This is a genomic window from Microcystis sp. M53603_WE2 (genome assembly GCF_030065435.1).
Window position 1 is genome coordinate 1 of record NZ_JASJFF010000206.1, and the last position, 4,744, is coordinate 4,744.

At 46.1% G+C, this 4,744-nt stretch carries 7 protein-coding genes; 5 read left to right on the forward strand and 2 right to left on the reverse strand.

The genetic code is table 11. The features are described from left to right. Positions 1-17 precede the first annotated feature (17 nt). The 5 genes from bchM (at position 18) to PX481_RS04495 (ending at position 2,780) form a co-directional block, all read left to right on the forward strand. On the forward strand, positions 18-710 hold the full coding sequence (bchM, locus tag PX481_RS04475) for a magnesium protoporphyrin IX methyltransferase (RefSeq protein ID WP_061430942.1): 693 nt from the start codon (positions 18-20) through the stop codon (positions 708-710). A gap of 3 nt (positions 711-713) precedes the next feature. Then, positions 714-1,481: a 3-methyl-2-oxobutanoate hydroxymethyltransferase gene (gene panB, locus PX481_RS04480; protein WP_002758173.1), complete on the forward strand. Its 768-nt coding sequence runs from the start codon at positions 714-716 to the stop codon at positions 1,479-1,481. Continuing rightward, positions 1,474-1,968: a peptide-methionine (S)-S-oxide reductase MsrA gene (gene msrA / locus PX481_RS04485; protein WP_002758175.1), complete on the forward strand. Its 495-nt coding sequence runs from the start codon at positions 1,474-1,476 to the stop codon at positions 1,966-1,968. The genes panB and msrA overlap by 8 nt, the downstream gene beginning before the upstream one ends. A gap of 51 nt (positions 1,969-2,019) precedes the next feature. Next, entirely contained in the window at positions 2,020-2,328 is a 309-nt protein-coding gene (locus PX481_RS04490) for a carbon dioxide-concentrating mechanism protein CcmK (protein WP_002732196.1), read from the forward strand. Positions 2,329-2,432: 104 nt separating this feature from the next. Next, entirely contained in the window at positions 2,433-2,780 is a 348-nt protein-coding gene (locus PX481_RS04495) for a carbon dioxide-concentrating mechanism protein CcmK (RefSeq protein WP_002733188.1), read from the forward strand. Between the two features lie 67 nt (positions 2,781-2,847). Here the strand turns inward: PX481_RS04495 and PX481_RS04500 are convergent, their stop codons facing one another. Both PX481_RS04500 and cobA read right to left on the reverse strand, forming a co-directional pair. Further along, complete coding sequence (locus PX481_RS04500; protein WP_288093790.1) at positions 2,848-3,174, reverse strand: coiled-coil domain-containing protein; 327 nt, start codon at positions 3,172-3,174, stop codon at positions 2,848-2,850. Between the two features lie 78 nt (positions 3,175-3,252). Next, on the reverse strand, positions 3,253-4,744 hold a 1,492-nt coding region (cobA, locus tag PX481_RS04505; RefSeq protein WP_288093791.1), incomplete at its 5' end, for a uroporphyrinogen-III C-methyltransferase.

The window sequence follows — 4,744 nt, forward strand, 5'->3', positions numbered from 1 at the left end:
CTCGTTTAGATTTCGTTATGACCAACACATTAGACGATAAAGCCATAGTCAAGGACTATTTTAACGCCACAGGATTCGATCGCTGGCGCCGGATTTATGGGGATGGCGAAGTTAACAAAGTACAAAAAGATATTCGCATCGGTCATCAACAGACGCTCGATACCGTTATCGGTTGGTTAGAAAGTGATGACAATTTGCCCAATCTCTCGATCTGTGATGCCGGTTGTGGAGTCGGTAGTCTTAGTATTCCCCTCGCTCAAGCGGGCGCAACTATTTTCGCCAGTGATATTTCTGAGAAAATGGTGACAGAAGCCAAGGAAAGAGCAGCCAAAGAGTTAGCAGATACCAGCAAACTCACCTTTGCCGTTCAAGATTTAGAAGCATTAACCGGCCAATATCACACAGTCATCTGTCTTGATGTTCTCATTCACTATCCCACAGAAGAAGCCTTAGGCATGATTAAACACTTGGGAGCCCTAGCTCAATCCCGTTTAATCCTCAGTTTTGCCCCTAAAACCTGTTTATTAACCATTCTCAAGAAAATTGGTCAATTTTTCCCCGGTCCGAGTAAAACCACTCGCGCCTATCAACACAAGGAAAAAACTATTGTCGCCGCTCTCAACGAAAATGGCTTTAAAATTGAACGGACGAGTATGACTAGCACTCGTTTCTATTTTTCCCGTATCCTCGAAGCTGTCCGCAGTGAATAAATAATGGCAGTCACCACCAGCAAATTAATCGAGTGGAAACAGCAAAAACGCGCGATTGTCACCCTCACAGCTTGGGATTATCCGATCGCGCGACTGCTCGATCGGGCAGGAATTGATATTATCTTGGTAGGTGATTCCTTAGCTATGACCGCTTTGGGCTATCCTACCACTTTACCGATCACCCTAGAGGCGATGATTCACCACGCGGCGGCCGTGTCTCGTGGGGTAAAACAAGCTTTAGTTGTCTGTGATTTGCCTTTTCTCAGCTATCAGGAAAGTGTCAGTCAGGCAATTCACTCCGCCGGAAGGATGTTAAAGGAAGCGGGAGTGCAAGGGGTAAAATTAGAGGGAGGTTATCCCGCTATGATCGAGACTATTAGCCGTTTAACCGAGATAGGCATCCCTGTTATGGGTCATATCGGATTAACTCCCCAGTCGGTGCATCGGTTAGGATACCGTCAGCAGGGAAAAACTCCATCGGATGCACAAAGATTAATCGAGGAAGCTTTAGCCTTGGAGAAAGCGGGAGTATTTGCCCTGGTTTTGGAACATATTCCCGCCAATTTAGCCGCTACTATTACCGATAAATTGACTATCCCGACGATTGGTATCGGTGCGGGGGAAGATTGTGATGGTCAGGTGTTAGTAACGGCGGATATCCTAGGATTAACCGAAAAAGCTCCCCCTTTTGCCAAAGTTTATGCTAATTTAAGCGAAGCAATTACAAAAGCAGTGGTGGAATTTGCCAAGGATGTGAGGGGAAATGAATAGCGGCGAAAAAGCTACCTTTGGGGCCGGCTGTTTTTGGAAAACCGAGGACGCATTTCGGCGTTTACCTGGTGTTTTAGCGACTTCTGTGGGTTATATGGGGGGAAATTTCCCCAATCCTAGTTATCTCGATGTGTTATCGCGAATTACCGGTCATGCGGAAGTGGCACAAATTGCCTATAATCCCCAAGAGATAAGCTACGAGGCGTTATTAGCCGTTTTTTGGTCAATTCATGATCCGACTCAGTTAAATCGCCAAGGACCGGACCGGGGAGAACAATATCGATCGATTATTTTTTATCACACCCCAGAACAAAAGTTAATCGCCACTGCTGGCAAGCGTCAACTACAACTATCGGGAAAGTTTCAGCAGGATATCGTTACTTTGATCGAACCCGCAGGAGATTATTATCTGGCCGATCAGTCCCATCAACAGTATTTGGAGAAAAAACAGGCTCGATCGGTCGCGGATTTCCAGAAGAAAATATAAATACAGGTTCGGGGTATAATGTAAAGTTGCTTTCGCAGGAGATCAGGAAAAATGCCCGAGGCGGTCGGAGTCATTCAAACGTTGGGTTTTCCCCCCGTTTTAGCGGCGGCGGATGCCATGGTTAAAGGGGGACGAGTCACCCTAGTTTATTTTGATCTAGCGGAAAGGGGCGAATTTTTGGTGGCGATTCGCGGTCCGATTTCCGAGGTTAAACCAGCAGTAGAGGCAGGATTAGCGGCGGCGATGACCGCTTTTGGTGGTAATGTGGTCAGTCATTACATCGTACCGAATCCTCCAGAAAATGTACTGGCAGTTTTACCAGTGCAGCATACGCCTAAGTCAGACCGTTTTCGCAGTTAATTTCCCTAGCGATTTACCCCAAACTAGACTATAGTTAAAGACTGGAAAATAGATTGGATTCTATCAATTAAACTTATCTGATTTTTGTTATTAGGAGTTAATTTATGACAGCCCAACCCGCGGTGGGATCGATCGAGACCAAAGGTTTCCCCGGTATTCTAGCGGCCGCCGATGCGATGGTAAAAGCAGGACGGATCACGATTGTTGGTTATTTAAGGGCAGGAAGCGCCCGTTTTACCCTCAATATTCGTGGGGATGTACAGGAGGTAAAAACCGCTATGGCTGCTGGCATTGAAGCGGTCAATAAAACCGAGGGGGCAGCTTTAGAAACCTGGGTAATTATTCCCCGTCCTCACGATAATGTTGTGGCTATTTTACCGATCGATTATAGCGAGGCAGTGGAACCTTTTCGCGCCGCCGCCGACGGTGCGATGGCACCAATCCGTCGTTAATATTCAAGGTCAATTTTTTGTTACTGGTTGGAACTTGTCTAGTTCCAACTTAGTTTTTGATGATGATTTAAGTTTTAGTCAGAAAACCGAATTTGATCATTGCTGCAACAGTTGCACCGATAACAGTGACTATCAAAGCCCATATTTGAGCCGTTGCCCTTTCTTTCAAGTCTTTGACATCTTCTTTGATTTGGGAAACTTCGGTCTCTATTTTCGGCAATACTTCTAGTTTTGTTTCGATTCCCTTCAGGTTTCTGACATCCTCTTTGAGTTGGGAAACTTCGGCCTCTATTTTCGGCAATACTTCTAGTTTTGTTTCGATTCGCTCTAACCGATTGTCAAGTTTAGCGAGAATATCTTTTAAGTCAGTTTCAATGATAATAGGGTTACTCATGGGGAGATTCCTAGATTTTTATGGCTTTGTTTATCGTCAGGTTTGGGAATCGCCGTCTGTTTTACGGCGGCGAGGATCTCAGGTCTTACTCCACTCGATTAAAGCGCTAGTCAACCCTTCTAGGGTGTATTCTTGCGCCTCGATATCAACACGACCAAATAACTCTTGACAGGTTTTTGAAGTTTGCGGACCGATAGAAGCCAGACAAACTTTTTCTAATAGGGAATTAACCGATAATTCTGCCGTTTCTTGCAGCAATAACCGATAAAAATTCTGGACGGTTTTGGAACTGGCAAAGGTGACTATATCGACTTTCCCATCTCGAAACGCTTCCCAGATGCCCCTATCCATGCGTGCCGGACATCCGGAATAATATGCGGCCACTTCCGTCACCTGACCAGCTTTGGCCGTTAATTCCTTAACTAATATGTCTCTGCCTCCCGTTTCCACGCGAGGAAAGAGGAATTTTTGCCCCCTAATCGGGTCGGGAAACTCGTTTACCAAGGCATCGGCGACAAAATCCCCCGGGATAAAATCCGCTTTTAATCCCCGTGAGTGCAAAACTTGGCTGGTTTTTTTGCCCACCACGGCGATTTTTATGGTTGCTAAAGCCCTAGCATCTTTTCCCCAAAATGTCAAGCGATCAAAGAAAAAATTAACAGCATTGGCAGAAGTTAAAATCAGCCAATCAAACTCTTGTAACTGAGCGATGGCATCGTCTAAACCTTGCCAACGGTCGGGGGGACGAATCTCTAAAGCGGGCATTTCTAGGACTTCTGCGCCTTGATTTTGCAAAATTTCGCTAAATTGACTCGTTTGCTCGGCGGCACGGGTAATAACAATAGTTTTACCTCCTAGGGGTGGGGGAGAGGACATAATCGCCAGATCCACAACTTGACCAATGACCATAATAGAGGGTGAGAGGGACACCCCGGCGGTTTGGGCGAGAATATTTTCTAAAGTGCCGCGCCAAATTTGTTGATCCTTGCGTCCCGCCTGACGGATAATAGCGATCGAGTCGTCAATATTCCGCCCATTTTGGCATAATTTCTCGATAATTTGCCCTAAGGACTGACCGGCCATCAATAGCACAAGTGTATCAATTTTAGCTAAAGCTGACCAATCGAGAGACTCGGGATCGTGAGCGCTCAAGACCGCAAAACAGCGACTAATATCCTTTTCGGTCAGGGGAATTCCGGCCAATAAAGGAGCGGCTAAAGCGGAGGAAATACCGGTTATCAGTTCAAAATCACAGCCAGCCTGCTTTAGGGCCAACATTTCAGGATATACTCGCCCAAAAACACCCGGATCACCACTTTTGAGCCGAATAACTCGTTTTCCCTCTTGACAATAATTAACCAGTATCCGATTAATCTGATTCTGCTCGGCCCCGGGTTGTCCCCCCCGTTTGCCTACATCGACTAAAACACAGGTTTTTGGCACTAGGGAGAAGATTTGACTATCCACTAGGGCATCGTACAGCAAAACCTCGGCCGTGGCTAAAATTGCTCGCGCTTGCAGGGTGAGAAAACTGCTCTGACCGATTCCCGCACCGAGAAGATAAACTTTA